Consider the following 15504-nt stretch of genomic DNA (forward strand, 5'->3'; position numbering starts at 1 on the left):
CGTCCCCGCACACGCGGGGACGGGCCGCTCGGACAGAACTGCCGGTCGGTGACCGTGAGGCCTACTTGGCCTTCTCGAGCACCTCGACCAGACGCCAGCGCTTCGACGCGGACAGCGGACGGGTCTCCATCAGCTGCACGCGGTCGCCGATGCCGGCCAGGCCGTTCTCGTCGTGCGCCTTCACCTTGGTGGTACGGCGGATGATCTTGCCGTACAGCGGGTGCTTCACGCGGTCCTCGAGCTCGACGACGATGGTCTTCTCCATCTTGTCGGAGACGACGTAGCCGATGCGGACCTTGCGGCTGCCGCGCTCTTCGTTGTTGCTCACTGCCTTTTCCTCACTCATGCCGCGTCACCCGCATCCGGTCCGGAGGCCAGTCCGAGCTCGCGCTCGCGCAGCACCGTGTAGATGCGAGCGATCTCGTTGCGCACGGTGCGCAGCCGACGGTTGTTGTCCAGCTGACCGGTGGCCATCTGGAAACGGAGGTTGAACAGCTCTTCCTTCGACTCGCGCAGCTTCGAGGTCAGTTCCTCCTCGGTCAGCTCGCGGAGTTCTGCGGCGGGGGTACCGGTAGCCATCAGAACTGCTCCTCCCTCGTCACGATCCGGCACTTGCACGGGAGCTTGTGCATCGCGCGACGCAGGGCCTCGCGGGCGATCTCCTCGTTCGGGTAGCTCATCTCGAACATCACGCGCCCGGGCTTGACGTTCGCGACCCACCACTCGGGCGAGCCCTTACCGGAACCCATGCGGGTCTCGGCCGGCTTCTTGGTGAGCGGGCGATCCGGGAAGATGTTGATCCAGATCTTGCCGCCACGCTTGATGTGCCGGGTCATGGCGATACGAGCGGACTCGATCTGCCGGTTGGTGATGTAGGCGGGCTCGAGAGCCTGGATGCCGTACTCACCGAACGCCACCTGGGTGCCGCCCTTGGCGTTACCCGAGCGGCTCGGATGGTGCTGCTTGCGGTGCTTGACCCGCCGGGGGATCAACATTGCGTCAGCCCTCCTTGTTCTCTGTCGAGGCGGGGGCGTCGGCGGAGGCCGCGCGACCCGCGTCGGTGCTCGTCGCGGTGGTGCCCGACGCGCCGGAGCGACGCGGGCGGCTCGGACGCTCACGACGCGGACGCTCCGACGGAGCAGCCGCAGCGGCAGCGAGCTCACGACGGCCACCCACGATGTCGCCCTTGTAGATCCAGACCTTCACGCCGATGCGGCCGAAGGTGGTCTTCGCCTCGTACAGGCCGTAGTCGATGTCGGCGCGCAGGGTGTGCAGCGGCACACGGCCTTCGCGGTAGAACTCCGAGCGCGACATCTCGGCGCCACCGAGGCGGCCCGAGCACTGCACGCGGATGCCCTTGACGTTCGGCTGACGCATGGCCGACTGGATGGCCTTGCGCATCGCACGACGGAACGCGACACGGTTGCTGAGCTGCTCCGCGACGCCCTGCGCGACGAGCTGGGCGTCCGCCTCGGGGTTCTTGACCTCGAGGATGTTCAGCTGGACCTGCTTACCGGTGAGCTTCTCGAGCTCGGCACGGATACGGTCCGCCTCGGCGCCACGACGGCCGATGACGATGCCCGGACGCGCGGTGTGGATGTCCACACGCACACGATCGCGGGTGCGCTCGATCTCGACCTTCGAGATGCCGGCACGCTCCAGGCCCGAGGCCAGGAACTTGCGGATCGCGACGTCTTCCTTCACATAGTCCGCGTACTGCTTGTCCGCGTACCAACGCGACTTCCAGTCGGTGGTGACGCCCAGACGGAAGCCGTGCGGGTTGATCTTCTGGCCCACTACTGAGCTCCCTTCCGGCGGTTGCGAGTCGAGTTCCCGACGCTCTCCACGATCACGGTGATGTGGCTCGACCGCTTGCGGATACGGAACGCACGACCCTGCGCGCGCGGCTGGAACCGCTTGAGGGTCGCGCCCTCGTCCACGTACGCGGTCGTGATGACGAGCGTGCTGGGATCGAGGTTCAGGTTGTTCTGCGCGTTGGCGGCGGCGGACGCGATCACCTTGGCGACCGGCTCCGCAGCAGCCTGCGGCGCGAACTTGAGGATGGCGAGAGCATCCTCGACGGACTTGCCGCGCACGATGTCCACGACACGGCGCGCCTTCATCGGGGTGACGCGCACGTGGCGCGCGACAGCCCGAGCGCTGTTGTTCTGAATGTCAGTGCTCATCGACGCTTGCTCTTCCGGTCGTCCTTGATGTGACCCTTGAACGTACGGGTCGGTGCGAATTCACCGAGCTTGTGGCCGACCATCGAATCCGAGACGAACACCGGCACGTGCTTGCGGCCGTCGTGGACGGCGAACGTGTGGCCGATGAAATCGGGCAGGATCGTGGAACGGCGCGACCAGGTCTTGATGACCTGCTTGGTGCCCTTCTCGTTCTGAGCGTCGACCTTCGCCAGGAGGTGGTCGTCGACGAACGGGCCCTTCTTGAGGCTGCGTGGCATTCTCTAACTCCCTCCTTGACTAGCGCTTCTTGCCGGTACGGCGACGACGAACGATGAGCTTGTCGGACGCCTTGTTCTTGCGGGTGCGGCCCTCGGGCTTGCCCCACGGGCTGACCGGGTGGCGACCACCGGAGGTCTTGCCCTCACCACCGCCGTGCGGGTGGTCGACCGGGTTCATCACGACACCGCGGACCGTAGGACGCCTGCCCTTCCAGCGCATGCGGCCGGCCTTGCCCCAGTTGATGTTCGACTGCTCGGCGTTGCCGACCTCGCCGACGGTGGCGCGGCAGCGCACGTCGACGCGACGGATCTCACCCGAGGGCATACGCAGCGTGGCGTAGGTGCCTTCCTTGCCGAGGAGCTGGATGCTCGCACCGGCGGAACGGGCCATCTTCGCACCGCCACCGGGACGCAGCTCCACCGCGTGGATGGTGGTACCGGTCGGGATGTTGCGCAGCGGCAGGTTGTTGCCGGGCTTGATGTCGGCGTTGGGGCCGGACTCGACCGGCGCACCCTGCACCAGGCCCTTGGGGGCGATGATGTAGCGCTTCTCGCCGTCCACGTAGTGGAGCAGCGCGATGCGGGCGGTGCGGTTGGGGTCGTACTCGATGTGAGCGACCTTGGCCGGGATGCCGTCCTTGTCGTTGCGACGGAAATCGATCAGGCGGTAGGCACGCTTGTGTCCGCCACCCTTGTGTCGGGTGGTGATGCGGCCGTGCGCGTTGCGACCACCGCGACCGTGCAGCGGGCGAATCAGCGACTTCTCGGGCGTCGACCGAGTGATCTCGGCGAAGTCCGACACGCTGGCGCCACGGCGGCCCGGCGTTGTCGGCTTGTACTTACGGATTGCCATGAGTCTTCTCGTCCTCTATCTCTCGCGAGTTCCGGCGCCTAGGCGACCGGTCCTCCGAAGATCTCGATGGGCTTGCTGTCGGCAGTGAGGGTCACGAGCGCGCGCTTGGTGTCCTTGCGCTTGCCGTAACCGAACCGCGTCCGCTTGCGCTTGCCCTGACGGTTGGCGGTGTTGACGCTGCTCACCTTGACGCCGAAGACCTTCTCGACGGCAATCTTGATCTGCGTCTTGTTCGAGTCCGGGTGGACCAGGAAGGTGTAGGTGCCCTCCTCCATCAGCCCGTAGGACTTCTCGGAGACGACGGGAGCCAGCAGGATGTCGCGCGGATCGGCGATCGTGCTCACTTGCTCTCCTCCTTCACTTCCTGAGCCGACTCGGCCGGCCCGTGGATGAACGCGTCGAGCGCCGCGACACTGAACACGACGTCGTCGCTGTACAGCACGTCGTAGGTGTTCAGCTGATCGGGAGCGATCGGGTGCACGTTCTGCAGGTTCTGAACGCTCTTCCAGGTCGTGACGTCCTCGCGGCCGACGACCAGAAGCACCTTCTTGCGGTCGGTGAGTTCACCGAGGAAGGTGCGCGCCGACTTCGTCGACGGAACCTGACCCGCGACGAGTTCGGTGACCACGTGGATGCGCTCGTTGCGCGCCCGGTCGGAGAGGGCACCGCGGAGTGCGGCGGCCTTCATCTTCTTCGGGGTGCGCTGGCTGTAGTCACGCGGCTGCGGGCCGTGGACGGTGCCACCGCCGGCGAACTGCGGCGCGCGGGTCGAGCCCTGACGTGCCCGGCCGGTGCCCTTCTGACGGTACGGCTTCTTGCCACCGCCGCGGACCTCGCCGCGGGTCTTGGTGGCGTGCGTGCCCTGGCGTGCCGCGGCGAGCTGCGCGACGACGACCTGGTGCAGCAGCGCGATGCTCGCCGGAGCGTCGAAGATCTCGGCGGGGAGATCGACGGTTCCGGACGTCTGGCCACCGGGGGCCTTGACGTCGAGCGTCAGCTTGGTTGCGGTCTCGGTGCTGGTCATGCCCGTGCACCACCCTTCACTGCGGTCTTGACGATCACGAGGCCGCCCTTGCGGCCGGGGATCGCGCCCTTGATAAGCAGCAGACCGTTCTCGGCGTCCACCTTGTGGACGGAGAGGTTCTGCGTCGTGACGCGGTCGCTACCCATGCGGCCCGACATGCGCGTGCCCTTGAAGACACGGCCGGGGGTGGCGCAGCCACCGATCGAGCCGGGACGACGGTGCACGGCCTGAGCACCGTGCGAGGCGCCCTGACCGGCGAAGCCGTGACGCTTCATGGTGCCGGCGAAGCCCTTGCCCTTGGAAGTGCCGGTGACGTCGACGAACGCGCCGTCCTCGAACACCTCGGCAGTCAGTTCCTGGCCCACCTCGTACTCGGAGGTGTCCTCGACGCGGAGCTCGACGACGTGGCGGCGCGGCGTGACGCCGGCCTTGTCGAACTGGCCGCGGACAGGCTTGGTGACCTTGCGGGGGGCGATGGCACCGAAGGCGAGCTGGACGGCGCTGTAGCCGTCGCGCTCCTCGGTGCGGATCTGGGTGACCACGTTAGGTCCGGCCTTGACGACGGTGACCGGAACGACCCGGTTGTTCTCGTCGAAGACCTGGGTCATGCCGAGCTTGGTGCCCAGGATTCCCTTGATCTGGTTAGTCATGTGTTATCTCCGCTGCGTCTTCTACGAGCTCACTGAATGTTGACGTCGACGCTCGCCGGGAGGTCGATACGCATGAGCGCGTCGACCGTCTTCGGCGTCGGGTCGAGAATGTCGATCAGCCGCTTGTGAGTACGCATCTCGAAGTGCTCGCGCGAGTCCTTGTACTTGTGCGGCGAGCGGATGACGCAGTACACGTTCTTCTCGGTGGGCAACGGCACCGGGCCGACCACGCGAGCGCCCGTGCGGGTCACGGTCTCGACGATCTTGCGCGCAGATGCGTCGATCGCCTCATGGTCATAGGCCTTGAGCCTGATGCGGATCTTCTGTCCCGCCACGCTTAGTGTCCTTTTCTTGCCGCGTTTCGTAGCACCCGAACGAGCCGGGAACCACCTCGTCTGCACAGTTCCGAACGGAACGGCGACCGAGAACAGCACTCAATACACATCGCGAGCCGGGGTGTACCCGATCCGCTGCCGCTGTTCATCTGTCATTGTTCCCCGGTCCACGCGGTCGGGCGTGTCGCCCTCTTGCTCGTCCCGCGGCGCCGAAATGTCCACACTTCGACACCGCACAGAACGGAACCGGATGCACCCGTACGGGTGCACGTCGATACTGCTTCCGTCTTGCTTGTGGCCGCGACCAGGCCGTCAGGCTCGATCCGCGACTGTCACTTCTTCCCTCGCTCCGAGCCGCGAAACACCATGACCCGGTCAAGGCAACCCGACCAGTATGCAGCACCGGAACCAGGAGTTCAACTCACGCCCCCCGGTGGAATCCAGGTCACATCGGCACGCGGTCCGCCGAGCGGAACTCGCCGACTGCCGGTCAGCGACGCCGCCGGGCGGTAGCATCGCGCGCAACGGCGGGTGGGTCCGCCGGAGAGGCCATGGTGGTGTCCCGGCCCTCCACCGGGACCGGATGCGACGGCGGGGTGCGGATGCACGACAACCACGACCAGGCTGTCCTCGTGGAAGACGTCCACAAGTCGTTCGGCGACGTCCGCGCCCTGACCGGCATCAGTTTCTCCGCCGAATCCGGAAGCGTGCTGGGAATCCTCGGGCCCAACGGCGCCGGCAAGACCACGACGGTCAAGATCCTCTCCACACTCCTGAAACCGACGCGCGGGCGCGCCATCGTCGCCGGATGCGACGTCGTGCGGCATCCCGCGCAGGTCAGGCGGTCGATCATGATGACCGGACAGTTCGCCGCGCTCGACGACAGCCTCACCGGGCACGAGAACCTGGTGTTGTTCGGGCGACTGATGGGGCTCGGCCGCACCGCCGCGCATCGACGTGCCGACGAACTGCTCACCGAGTTCGATCTCGTCGATGCCGCCCGCCGCCCGGTCAAGGGCTACTCCGGCGGCATGCGCCGGCGTATCGACATCGCGTGCGGTCTCGTGGTGCGCCCCGAGGTCGTGTTCCTCGACGAACCGACGACCGGTCTCGATCCGCGATCACGACAGGCTGTGTGGTCACTCGTGTCGCGCCTGAAGGCGCAAGGCATCACCGTTCTGCTGACCACCCAGTACCTCGAGGAGGCGGACCGACTGAGCGACACGATCATCGTCGTCGACCGCGGCACCGTGATCGCACGGGGAACCGCGAACGAACTGAAGGCGTCGACAGGCGCCGGATACTGCGAGATCATGCCCGTCGATCCACGGGACGTTCGCGCGATCGTCGACGCGCTGGGCGTCCTGGTCCCCCCGGATGTCCGCGCCGAGATCGGCACCGGGGAGGGCTGCGATCGCGTGTCGATTCCCGCACCCGACGGTGTGCTCACCCTGAGCGAGGCGATGCGACGCCTCGAACCCCTCGAGATCGAACTCGCCGACATCGGGCTGCGTCGGCCGTCGCTCGACGACGTGTTCCTGCATCTGACCGGGCATTCGGCGACAACGGACGAACCCGACCCGGCGGAGTCCCGATCTCCGGGTCTCGCGGACGTGCGAGGTGGCGAATGACCACCCGTGTCGGGTCAACATCACCCCCCGAATCCTCCCCCGACACACCGCCCCTCCCTCCGTCCGACCGAGTGACCGGAAGCCACCGGCGGGTCCGGCCGTCGGGTCCCGGGCAGTGGACGGCACTCGCGGGACGGGCGATCCGTTCGATGATGCGCAACGGCGAGTTGCTGCTCGCCGTGATCGCTCCCGTCGTGTTCGGACTGAGCTTCTACCTGCCGTTGAAGTTCGTCATGCAGATGCGTGGTCTCGACTACGCCCAGTTCCTGATGCCGATCATCGTCCTGCAATCGATGGCCTTCGCCGCGATCACGGCCGCACAGATCGCTGCGCAGGAATCGTCCTCCGGGTTCACCGCACGCCTGCAGACGATGCCCGTGCTGTCGGCCGTGCCGCTGGCCGCGCGCATGTCGGGCAGATTCGTGCGCGCGGTGGTCTCGCTGATCGCCGCGCTGGGATTCGGCTACGCGATCGGCTTCCGTTTCTCCGCGGGCCTCGGGCAGGCAGTCCTGTTCTGCGCGATGGCGCTCGCGATCGCGCTGGTCCTGTGCCTCGGGGCCGACGCGCTCGGCACGTTGTCGGGCAGTCCCGAGGCCACGGCGCAGGCCCTGACCCTCCCCCAGTTGATCCTCGGGATGCTGTCGTGCGGGTTCGTTCCGGTGGAGGGGTTCCCGGAATGGATCCAACCGTTCGTCCGTAACCAACCGATCTCCCAGTTCTCGATCGCGATGCGCGACATGGCGGAAGGCGGGGTCACCTGGCCCGTCCTCCTGCCGAGCGTTCTGTGGCTCGCGGGTCTCGCTGTCGGGTGCGCCGCGATCGCCGTGTGGGCCAACTCGAGGCGGGGGTGATCACCGTGACGGACACTGCCGCCGATTTCCTCGACGAACGGTCGTTCGCAGCGCTCCGGCACCACAGCGGACTGCAGTGCGGCAGGTTGCTGCGGCGCTGGACGCGGGATCCGGCCGCAATGATCCAGGCGCTCGTCTACCCCGCGTTCACCCTGGTGATGCTGCGCATCGTGCTCGGCGACAGCATCACGGCGGCAACGGGTTCTCCGTCGATCTTCGGGACGGTGCCGTTGATCGTCCTGGTCGGCGCGATGTTCGGATCGGTGGTCAGCGCCGTCGGGCTCCGCGCAGAACGCGAGTCGGGTCTGCTGGGCCGATTCCACACTCTGCCCGTCCACCGCTTCTCCGGCCTCGTCGGTCGGTTGACCGCGGAGATCGTGCGTGTGATCGCAACCACGGTCGTCATCCTCGTTGCCGGGTTCGCGCTCGGCTTCCGCTTCACGCAGGGCCCGGTGGCGGCGGTGCTGTTCTTCGCGGTCCCGGTGGTGTTCACCGTCGGGTTCGCGACGATCGTCACGTTCCTGGCCACGTTGTCGACGAAACTCCCCCTCGTGGAGGTCGTGTCGGCACTGTGCACGTTGCTGATGTTCTTCAACTCCGGGTTCGTACCCGTCGCGGCCTATCCAGGATGGCTGCAACCGTTCGTCGCGGGTCAACCGATGTCCCTCGCCGTGGATGCGATGCGCGGTCTGTCGTACGGCGGGCCGGTGCTCGTCCCCTTCCTCCAGACCGCGGCATGGACCGTCGGGATCGTCGCGGTGTTGATGGTCCCCGTCGTGCACGGTTATCGGCGCGCCGCCGAGACGGGATGAGCGGCCGCGCACCCCGGGCGGCCCGATCGGACGATCCGGAGCCTGTAACGACGGACCGGCCGGTCCCGACTGACGAACGAGACGGTAGTGTCCTCGACACCACCAGTGCACTGTCGCCACAAGCCAATCGAAGGGGTAGTCGACTTGACCCGACACAGCACAGCCACGTGGAGGCGAGCCGCCCAGGCATCCGCCCTGGCACTGGCCTGCGTCCTGATTCCCGCGGGTCCCGCTCTCGCAGATCCGGCCACGGACGATACGTCGATCACATCGACCGCGTCGTACGTCGAATCGGTGGAGAAGGTCAACGACCGCCAGGTGGTACTGAACGTCTACTCGGCATCGATGGACGAGGTGTTCCCCGTTCAGGTCATCCTCCCCGCCGACACCAGCGAACCCCGACCGGTGCTGTACCTGTTGAACGGCGCGGGGGGCGGTGAGGACTCCGCGACGTGGCAACGGCAGACCGACATCCTCGACTTCTTCTCGGACAAGAACGTCAACGTCGTGACCCCGGTGGGCGGCGCGTGGTCGTACTACACCGACTGGCAGCAGGACGATCCGGTTCTCGGCCGCAACAAGTGGCAGACCTTCCTCAACGAGGAGTTGCCGCCGCTGATCGAGGAAGAACTCGGCACCAACGACAAGCGGGCGCTTGCGGCGATCTCGATGTCGGCGACGTCGGTCTTCAACCTCGCCATCGCCAAGCCCGGTTTCTACACCGCAGTCGCGGCGTACAGCGGTTGCGCACAGTCGAGTGATCCGATCGGACAGCAGTTCATCCGCACCACGGTCGAGACGTGGGGTGGCGCCGACAGCGTCGAGAACATGTGGGGTCCGCTCGACGGACCCGGCTGGGTCGAGAACGACCCCTACGTGAACGCGGAGAAACTGCGCGGAACCAAGATCTACATGAGCTCCGGCAACGGGCTGCCGAGCTACCCGAACGATTCGCTGGACAATCCGCGTATGCAGGACGGCCGCGCCAGCCTTCCGGATCAGCTCATCATCGGAGGCCCGATCGAAGCGGCCACGAACTACTGCACGGCGAACATGGCCCGCCGCCTGGCCGAACTCGGTATTCCCGCGGAGGTCGACTTCCGCGACCGCGGCACGCACTCGTGGGGCTACTGGCAGGACGACATCCACCGGTCGTGGCCGTTCCTCGCCGAGGCACTGGAACTCTGACGGACACAAACAGATACGTGAGATGAGCCACAATGGCCGGCGCAAATCCCCTGCGCCGGCCATTGTTCTGCGCACGTTTCCGATTTGCGCAGTTCCGGTCTTCTATCATGGTCAGGTCTCGACAGACGTGACGCCCGTGGATGGGGAACCAAGGGAGTAATACATGACTGTGCTCGGACGGATTGCCGGTGCATTCGCGACTACTGCACTCACCTGCGCTGCGCTCACGATCGCAGTGCCACACGCCTCGGCCGACGACTCCGTACCACCCGAGTACGCGTACCTCGACGAGTCGCCCGAAGGGGCGAACGACTGGGCGTGCACACCGGACGAGCAGCACCCGCGCCCCGTGGTACTGCTGCACGGCACGGGAATGAACATGACCAACACCTGGCACACCCTGTCACCGCAGCTCGCCGAAGCAGGCGCGTGCGTATTCGCGTTGAACTACGGCGGCGCACCCGAGCTCCTCAATCCGCACATCGTGCAGTGGGGCCTGACCGACATCAAGGGTTCGGCGCAGCAACTCGCCGCGTTCGTCGACACCGTCCTCGCACGGACCGGTGCCTCGCAGGTCGACATCGTCGGGCATTCGCAGGGCGGCGTGGTGGCGCGCCAGTACATGCGATTCGAGGGCGGCACCGACCCGGTGGATCCCGCGGACAACAAGGTCCATTCGCTGGTGATGCTCGGGGCGAGCAATCACGGCACGACGTTCGGTGAGCTGCAGCAGCAGGCACACGAACTGGGGAAGCTGCTCGACATCCCCGAAAAGCTCATCGTGCGCGGTCAGCTCGGTCCTGCGGCCGTGCAGCAGCTCCACGGGTCGGGGTTCCTCCGAGAGCTCAACGCCGGCGCGCAGACCCAGCCCGGCGTGGCATACACATCGATTGCATCACGCACCGACGGTGTCATCACCCCACCCGAATCCAGCTTCCTTCAGGCCGGTCCGGGCGCGACCGTCGACAACGTGTGGTTGCAGGACGGATGCCCGTCGAACACCGCCGATCACAACTCTCTGCTCAGCGACGATCGCGCCCTGTACCTCGTCGAATCCGCGCTGTACCCGGATGATTTCCCGCGCGACGAAGCGCCCTGCACCGCCTAGCACCGCACCGCCGGAGGCACGCGCCGCGCGCGGGACACGCCTGCGCGCGGCGCTGCTGAGCTGAGGAGATCGGGAGCGGCGGGATACAACCGTCGGTCAGGTCGAGCGCTGCCGCCGGAAGCACGGCGGACCCCCGTACGGACAGTGCCTCGCGCAAGTCCACTGTGGACGGACGGTCCCGGCGCGGCTCCGCGCGCCGGGACCTCTCGTCAGACGTCCCGCAACGCCTTCGCAACGATCGGGCCGACGAGGGAGACCCCCTCGGGACTCATCATCTCCTCGTGGGCCACGTCGACCGCGTGGCCGGAGATGGTCCCGCGGACGTACGGCGCCCAGATCGACTCGGCGGAGGCGGTCTTCGGGTCCGTCGACCGCACGAACACCACGTCACCGTCGAACTGTCCGGGCCGGTACCGGGCTGCAAGGCCCTGCCCGGCAGCCAACGCCCGGAACACACGGCGCAACCGGTCGACCGTGAGCCCGACCTTCGCCCCGTCGATCGCGACGAGTACCGCGCGGAGCGCGTCGTCGGGCAGATCGGACATCGACACATCGTCTCCCATGGGGATTCCCATGGCAGCGAGTTCGCTCTGCAGATGACCGGCGAATCCGGATCCCTCGCCGTCGGGAGGTTCCGGTAGGCAGTCGAGCATGATCAGGTCGTCGACGCGGTGCCCCAGTTGCTGCAGCCGCACCGCGACGCCGTGCGCGAGGAGACCGCCGAGCGACCAGCCGAGGATCCGGAACGGTCCTTCGGGCCGAGTAGCGATGATCTCACGTGCGTACCGGTCGATGTATTCCTCGAGCGAGGACGGGATCGGACCGTCATCGGTGAGCACGGGAGTCTGGATCCCGTACACCGGTGTGTCACGGTCGATGTAGGGAGCGAGCGCCGAGTACGCCCAGGCGAGGCCGATCATCGGGTGCACGCAGAACAGGGGCGCACCCGTACCACGTCGGAGCGGGAGAACCACCTGAACCGCCTCGTCGATATCCGCGTCGAACCCTGCGCGTCGTCCGAGGCCGACCCGTTCGGCCAGCGCGGAGACCGTCGATCCCGTGAACGCGACACGAACGGGCACGTCGACGCCGAGCTCCCGTCCCAGAACCGCCATCAGTTTCATGACGGACAACGAGTTTCCGCCGAGCTCGAAGAAGTCGTCGTCGCGTCCGACATGCTCGACGTCGAGCACATCCTCGAAGGCCCGCGCCACCAGTCGTTCGAGTTCGCCCACCGGTGCCACGAACTCGCGGGCGACATGCTCGACGTCGGGCAGCGCCGTGCGGTCCAGCTTGCCCGAACTCGTCAACGGCCACGTGTCGAGACTCAGGATCCGAGCGGGCACCATGTAGCCGGGTAGATGAAGTGCCAGTTCGGTGCGCATCGACACCTCGTCGAAGGAAGCGCCGTTCGTCTCGACGAACGCGACCAACTGATCGTGCCGAACCACCACGACCGCACGCTCGATGTCCGGCCGATCGCGCAGGACCGCTTCGATCTCACCGAGTTCGATCCGCTGACCTCGCAGTTTGACCTGGAAGTCGGTGCGGCCCAGGTACTCGAGCTCACCGTCGTCGTCCCAGCGGACGAGGTCGCCGGTCCGGTACAGGCGGTCGCCCGGAGCACCGAAGGGATCCGCGACGAACCGTTCCGCCGTGAGTTCCGGGCGGGCCGAGTACCCGCGCGCGAGCTGGTCACCCGCGAGATACAGTTCGCCGGCGATTCCACACGGTACCGGCCGCATCCGGGAGTCGAGCACGTACGCCCGCGTGTTCCACAGCGGCCGTCCCATCGGCACCGAACGACCGTCGGCCGCTGTCACCCGATGGAAGGTCACGTCGACCGCGGTCTCGGCCGGGCCGTACAGGTTGTGCACCGCCGCGGCCGGGAATGCCGAGACCGCGCGGCGCGCGGTCTCCGGGGTGACCGCTTCGCCACCGACGAAGAGGTGCCGCAGCCCCGATCCGGCACCGCTGTGCGCGGCGTCGAGGAACACCTCCAGCATGGACGGCACGAAATGCACTGCGGTCACACCTTCTTCGGCGATCACACGAGCGAGGTAGCCGGCATCCTTGTGGCCGTCCGGCACCGCGACCACCAGCCGCGCACCCACCTGCAACGGCCAGAACAACTCCCACACCGACACGTCGAACGTGAACGGCGTCTTCTGCAGAACCGTGTCTCCCGGACCCATCGGGTATTCGTCACGACGCCAGAGCATCTGGTTGACGATGGCGCCGTGCGCGACCGCGACACCCTTCGGCCGTCCGGTCGAGCCCGATGTGAAGATCACGTACGCGGTGTTCCCCGTTCGGAGCGGAACGATGCGTTCGTGATCCGTGACGGGCCCCGACGCGTGGGTTCCGAGGTCGAGTCGGTCCACCACGATGACGTTCGGCCCGGGATCGACGCCGACGTCACGCGAAGTGGTCAGTACGCAGACCGGATCCGCGGTCGCCAGGACGTGTGCATTGCGCTCGTCCGGCTGGTCGGGATCGAGCGGCACGTATGCGCCGCCTGCCGCCAGGACCGCGTACACCGCGACCACGAGGTCCGCCGATCGCCGCATCGATACCGCGACGAGCGTGTCGGGCCCCACACCACCTGCGATGAGATGCCGTGCGAGCCGGCGTACCCGGTCCGCGAATTCGGCATACGTCAGCGATGCTCCGTCGAAGGTCAGCGCAACGGCATCCGGCGTGCGCAGCACCTGCTCGTCGAAGAGCGACACGAGTGTCGCGGAGCGATCCACCGCGTGCTCCGTCGCATTCCACCGCTCGACGATCTGCTCGTGCTCGGCGGAATCGAGTATGTCGAGGGCTCCGATCGGTGCTTCGGGTTCGGCAGCCATCTGTTCGAGCACGCCGGCGAGACGCCGCACGAGGACCGTCGCCGCGGTGGTGTCGACGAAGTCGGTGCGATGCCTCAGCCGCAGATGAAGTTGCCGGTCGAGGGTGATCAGCAACGACAGCGGATAGTTCGTGGAATCGTCTGCGTCGAGGCCGTCCACGCTCATTCCGCCGAGGAGGTCGGCTTGCTCCGCGAGACCGCTCTGGTCGACGGGATAGGACTCGAACACGACGAGTGTGTCGAACACGGAACCCGGTCCGGCTGCCCGCTGGATGTCCGCCAGACCCAGATAGTGGTGGTCGAGCAGTCGCACCTGTTGGGCCTGGAGACGCTCGAGGTGCTCGACGACCGTCCCGGTCTCGTCGAGGGACACCCGCACCGGGAGTGTGTTGATGAACAGGCCGATCATCTGTTCCACGCCGTGCACGTGCGGAGGTCGTCCGGACACGGTCGCACCGAACACCACGTCGTCCCGATCGGTCAGTCGGCCCACCAGGACACCCCAGGCGAGTTGCACGACGGTGTTCATCGTGACTCCGTGCCGTGTCGCGATGGCGGACAGGGCCGCGGTCGTCGCCTCGTCGAGCGACCGGTCGACCTTCTCGGCGAAGGCATCGAGCGGTCTGCCCTGGGCCTGAGCCAGCAGCAGGCTGGGTTCGTCCACCCCCGCGAGGGTCTCCGTCCATTCCCGCAGCGACACGTCCCTGTCCTGCTCGGACATCCACGACAGATAGGTCCGATAGCTGTGCGGACGCGGGAGAGCCGTGTCGTCACCGTGCAATGCGTACAGCGTGAACAGTTCTCGCAACAGCAACGGCATCGACCAACCGTCGAGCGTGATGTGGTGGTTGGCGAGGACGAGCCGGTAGTGTCCCTCCCCCAGATCGACGAGGGTGAACCGGATCATCGGTGGCCGGGTCATGTCGAAGTGTGTTGCGCGGTCGGCAGCCAACAGTTCGTCGAGTTCGCCGTCCCGCGCGGTGGCCTCGACGCCCGACAGATCCACCTCACGCCACGGCACATCGACGTGTCCGAGGACCACCTGCACGGGGGATCCGTCCGCAGCCGTCACGAAGGCGGTGCGCAGGTTCGCGTGCCGGTCCACGAGTGTCTGTGCGGCACTGCGCAACCGGTTCCGGTCGACCGTCCCGGACAGCGCCAGGGACAGCTGCACGGAGTACGGATCGATCGAATCCGACGCCAGGATCGCGTGGAAGAGCAGACCCGACTGCAGCGGAGCTAGCGGCCATACATCCGCGACGTCGACGAATCGCTCCTCGAACGTGTCGAGATCGTTCTGGGTGACCGACACCAACGGCACGTCCGACGGTGTCAGCCCACCCGCGTCACCGGTGCGAACGTGCGCGGCGAGCGCGGTCAGCGCGGCGAGCCAGTGCTGGGTCAGCTCGTCGACCTCGTCGTCGTTGATCACTGCCGACGCGTACCCGAACGTCGCGTCCAACACCGCACCGTCGGGTGTGTTGGTCGCGATCGCATTGATGTCGACGACACTGTGGGCGGGCATGTCCGCGTCGCCCGGAGCGTCGATCGGGCCGAGGTCCGCGGCCGGGAGCCAACCGAGACCGGCGACGTCCTCGGGGAGATCGGCCGTGCCGAAGCGGCCCAGGTAGTTGAAACTGACCTGACCACCCGCGAACCCCGCCAACACCTCACGCGACTCGTCGTTCAGATACCGCAACAACCCGAAACCGACACCCTTGTCCGGAATCGCCAGCA

At 66.9% G+C, this 15504-nt stretch carries 17 protein-coding genes; 5 read left to right on the forward strand and 12 right to left on the reverse strand.

Features of this window, described 5'->3' with window-relative positions; genetic code table 11:
- Nucleotides 1–61: 61 nt before the first annotated feature.
- Genes rpsQ through rpsJ form a run of 11 tightly spaced genes read right to left on the reverse strand, consistent with a single transcriptional unit; the run spans nucleotide 62 to nucleotide 5326 of the window.
- A complete protein-coding gene (rpsQ, locus tag LDQ05_RS17080; RefSeq protein WP_226438150.1) occupies nucleotides 62–346 on the reverse strand; it encodes a 30S ribosomal protein S17 in 285 nt (94 codons plus the stop codon).
- Entirely contained in the window at nucleotides 343–579 is a 237-nt protein-coding gene (rpmC, locus tag LDQ05_RS17085; RefSeq protein ID WP_226438151.1) for a 50S ribosomal protein L29, read from the reverse strand. The genes rpsQ and rpmC overlap by 4 nt, the downstream gene beginning before the upstream one ends.
- Nucleotides 579–995 (reverse strand): 50S ribosomal protein L16, encoded by a 417-nt coding sequence (gene rplP, locus LDQ05_RS17090; protein WP_226438152.1) that lies wholly within the window; start codon nucleotides 993–995, stop codon nucleotides 579–581. The genes rpmC and rplP overlap by 1 nt, the downstream gene beginning before the upstream one ends.
- A 4-nt stretch (nucleotides 996–999) precedes the next feature.
- Nucleotides 1000–1797, reverse strand: coding sequence for a 30S ribosomal protein S3 (gene rpsC / locus LDQ05_RS17095; protein WP_226438153.1), 798 nt, complete (start codon nucleotides 1795–1797; stop codon nucleotides 1000–1002).
- Nucleotides 1797–2186, reverse strand: a complete 390-nt coding sequence (rplV, locus tag LDQ05_RS17100) for a 50S ribosomal protein L22 (RefSeq protein ID WP_226438154.1) — start codon at nucleotides 2184–2186, stop codon at nucleotides 1797–1799. Before rplV ends, rpsC begins: the two co-directional genes overlap by 1 nt.
- A complete protein-coding gene (rpsS, locus tag LDQ05_RS17105) occupies nucleotides 2183–2464 on the reverse strand; it encodes a 30S ribosomal protein S19 (protein ID WP_169685527.1) in 282 nt (93 codons plus the stop codon). Before rpsS ends, rplV begins: the two co-directional genes overlap by 4 nt.
- Nucleotides 2465–2483: 19 nt before the next feature.
- Nucleotides 2484–3317, reverse strand: coding sequence for a 50S ribosomal protein L2 (rplB, locus tag LDQ05_RS17110; protein ID WP_226438155.1), 834 nt, complete (start codon nucleotides 3315–3317; stop codon nucleotides 2484–2486).
- A 38-nt stretch (nucleotides 3318–3355) separates the two neighbouring features.
- A complete protein-coding gene (rplW, locus tag LDQ05_RS17115) occupies nucleotides 3356–3661 on the reverse strand; it encodes a 50S ribosomal protein L23 (protein WP_169685523.1) in 306 nt (101 codons plus the stop codon).
- Nucleotides 3658–4341, reverse strand: coding sequence for a 50S ribosomal protein L4 (gene rplD, locus LDQ05_RS17120; protein ID WP_226438156.1), 684 nt, complete (start codon nucleotides 4339–4341; stop codon nucleotides 3658–3660). Before rplD ends, rplW begins: the two co-directional genes overlap by 4 nt.
- Nucleotides 4338–4991 (reverse strand): 50S ribosomal protein L3, encoded by a 654-nt coding sequence (gene rplC, locus LDQ05_RS17125; protein ID WP_226438157.1) that lies wholly within the window; start codon nucleotides 4989–4991, stop codon nucleotides 4338–4340. Before rplC ends, rplD begins: the two co-directional genes overlap by 4 nt.
- A 29-nt stretch (nucleotides 4992–5020) precedes the next feature.
- Entirely contained in the window at nucleotides 5021–5326 is a 306-nt protein-coding gene (gene rpsJ, locus LDQ05_RS17130) for a 30S ribosomal protein S10 (RefSeq protein ID WP_003938093.1), read from the reverse strand.
- A 602-nt stretch (nucleotides 5327–5928) separates the two neighbouring features.
- Here rpsJ and LDQ05_RS17135 point away from each other — a divergent pair.
- The 5 genes from LDQ05_RS17135 (at nucleotide 5929) to LDQ05_RS17155 (ending at nucleotide 10916) form a co-directional block, all read left to right on the forward strand.
- Nucleotides 5929–6957, forward strand: a complete 1029-nt coding sequence (locus tag LDQ05_RS17135) for an ATP-binding cassette domain-containing protein (RefSeq protein WP_226438158.1) — start codon at nucleotides 5929–5931, stop codon at nucleotides 6955–6957.
- Nucleotides 6954–7808 (forward strand): ABC transporter permease, encoded by an 855-nt coding sequence (locus LDQ05_RS17140; RefSeq protein ID WP_226438159.1) that lies wholly within the window; start codon nucleotides 6954–6956, stop codon nucleotides 7806–7808. Before LDQ05_RS17135 ends, LDQ05_RS17140 begins: the two co-directional genes overlap by 4 nt.
- Nucleotides 7809–7813: 5 nt before the next feature.
- A complete protein-coding gene (locus tag LDQ05_RS17145) occupies nucleotides 7814–8620 on the forward strand; it encodes an ABC transporter permease (protein WP_226438160.1) in 807 nt (268 codons plus the stop codon).
- Between the two features lie 144 nt (nucleotides 8621–8764).
- On the forward strand, nucleotides 8765–9808 hold the full coding sequence (locus LDQ05_RS17150) for an alpha/beta hydrolase (RefSeq protein ID WP_226438161.1): 1044 nt from the start codon (nucleotides 8765–8767) through the stop codon (nucleotides 9806–9808).
- Between the two features lie 163 nt (nucleotides 9809–9971).
- On the forward strand, nucleotides 9972–10916 hold the full coding sequence (locus tag LDQ05_RS17155) for an esterase/lipase family protein (protein WP_226438162.1): 945 nt from the start codon (nucleotides 9972–9974) through the stop codon (nucleotides 10914–10916).
- Nucleotides 10917–11125: 209 nt separating this feature from the next.
- On the opposite strand, the gene LDQ05_RS17160 is transcribed toward LDQ05_RS17155, so the two are convergent.
- Nucleotides 11126–15504: non-ribosomal peptide synthetase (locus LDQ05_RS17160; RefSeq protein ID WP_226438163.1), on the reverse strand; the 4379-nt coding region annotated here is incomplete at its 5' end.

Source organism: Rhodococcus yananensis, from assembly GCF_020515525.1.
Lineage (GTDB): Bacteria > Actinomycetota > Actinomycetes > Mycobacteriales > Mycobacteriaceae > Rhodococcus > Rhodococcus yananensis.

What these genes read in the sequence shown, in the direction of transcription:
- rpsQ (WP_226438150.1), bottom strand. Translation starts at nt 346, where the DNA reads ATGAGTGAGGAAAAGGCAGTGAGCAACAACGAAGAGCGCGGCAGCCGC.
- rpmC (WP_226438151.1), bottom strand. Translation starts at nt 579, where the DNA reads ATGGCTACCGGTACCCCCGCCGCAGAACTCCGCGAGCTGACCGAGGAG.
- rplP (WP_226438152.1), bottom strand. Translation starts at nt 995, where the DNA reads ATGTTGATCCCCCGGCGGGTCAAGCACCGCAAGCAGCACCATCCGAGC.
- rplV (WP_226438154.1), bottom strand. Translation starts at nt 2,186, where the DNA reads ATGAGCACTGACATTCAGAACAACAGCGCTCGGGCTGTCGCGCGCCAC.
- rpsS (WP_169685527.1), bottom strand. Translation starts at nt 2,464, where the DNA reads ATGCCACGCAGCCTCAAGAAGGGCCCGTTCGTCGACGACCACCTCCTG.
- rplB (WP_226438155.1), bottom strand. Translation starts at nt 3,317, where the DNA reads ATGGCAATCCGTAAGTACAAGCCGACAACGCCGGGCCGCCGTGGCGCC.
- rplD (WP_226438156.1), bottom strand. Translation starts at nt 4,341, where the DNA reads ATGACCAGCACCGAGACCGCAACCAAGCTGACGCTCGACGTCAAGGCC.
- rplC (WP_226438157.1), bottom strand. Translation starts at nt 4,991, where the DNA reads ATGACTAACCAGATCAAGGGAATCCTGGGCACCAAGCTCGGCATGACC.
- LDQ05_RS17135 (WP_226438158.1), top strand. Translation starts at nt 5,929, where the DNA reads ATGCACGACAACCACGACCAGGCTGTCCTCGTGGAAGACGTCCACAAG.
- LDQ05_RS17140 (WP_226438159.1), top strand. Translation starts at nt 6,954, where the DNA reads ATGACCACCCGTGTCGGGTCAACATCACCCCCCGAATCCTCCCCCGAC.
- LDQ05_RS17155 (WP_226438162.1), top strand. Translation starts at nt 9,972, where the DNA reads ATGACTGTGCTCGGACGGATTGCCGGTGCATTCGCGACTACTGCACTC.